A 725-nucleotide genomic window follows, 5' to 3' on the forward strand; every position below is an offset into this window, starting at 1 on the left:
AACGTTGGATACTTGTGTTAATGTCAAAGCTGTTTGGCTCTGCAATCGGCTTATTTTGATTGTTAAGTATCGGGTGAATCTGACTTAGTGGTAATCCCTGTACAGTTACTTCAACTTCTACAAAGTAACCGCAATCCGTTTTAAGGTAAGGAACACCATCAAATCGCTTAACTTCCCATGTTGCTGTTGGATCTACTTCGCGAAGCTTTTTAACAGCCCATGCCCATGATAAGTAGCTAAATCGACCTTTCTTTTCAACATGTTCCGAACAATCTATTTGAGCTAATTTAGAAAAGTAATTTTCAGTTGTCATATGAATCTCCCTCTCTTTTAAAATGGTGCTATTTCTACTTGTTTACTAGCTTCATACACTTCCATGAGTGACTTTAATCCGTATTCATAAGCTACAACCAAAGATGCAGCGTTAGGCTCTTTACTTTGCTTATATCGTTCAACTAAATTCATCATTATTTGAATTTCAGCTTCAATTTTGTTTTTGTAGGACCATCTTATTCACCTGCTACTTTCTCTGTAGAATGAGACTTTACATACTGTGTGATGCATTCTGTTTCTGTATGTAAGTAATCTCCACCGAAATCTAAACAACTTTCTCCGTAGTAGATTTCACCCTCACAACCGCAACATAGTTCAATGAAGTCTCTAGCTGATGAATCGTGATGGTTTCCGATTAACATTCCGTTTTCAATCATTTTTACGTCCCTCCA

At 37.0% G+C, this 725-nt stretch carries 3 protein-coding genes; all 3 read right to left on the reverse strand.

Annotated features, from left to right (window positions below; all coding sequences use genetic code 11):
- A partial coding sequence (locus ACJ5H0_RS23095) for a Sak single strand annealing protein (protein WP_411252194.1) occupies positions 1 to 313 on the reverse strand: 313 nt, incomplete at its 3' end.
- 17 nt (positions 314 to 330) lie between these two features.
- Positions 331 to 468, reverse strand: a complete 138-nt coding sequence (locus ACJ5H0_RS23100) for a hypothetical protein (RefSeq protein WP_411252195.1) — start codon at positions 466 to 468, stop codon at positions 331 to 333.
- Between the two features lie 41 nt (positions 469 to 509).
- Positions 510 to 725 (reverse strand): hypothetical protein (locus ACJ5H0_RS23105; protein ID WP_411252196.1); only part of this gene is annotated, 216 nt, incomplete at its 5' end.

The sequence above is a fragment of the Chryseobacterium proteolyticum genome, assembly GCF_046591535.1.
Taxonomy (GTDB): domain Bacteria; phylum Bacteroidota; class Bacteroidia; order Flavobacteriales; family Weeksellaceae; genus Chryseobacterium; species Chryseobacterium proteolyticum.

Bases quoted from the DNA above. Each gene is read 5' to 3' on its own strand.
- ACJ5H0_RS23100 (WP_411252195.1), bottom strand. From the start codon at position 468: ATGATGAATTTAGTTGAACGATATAAGCAAAGTAAAGAGCCTAACGCT.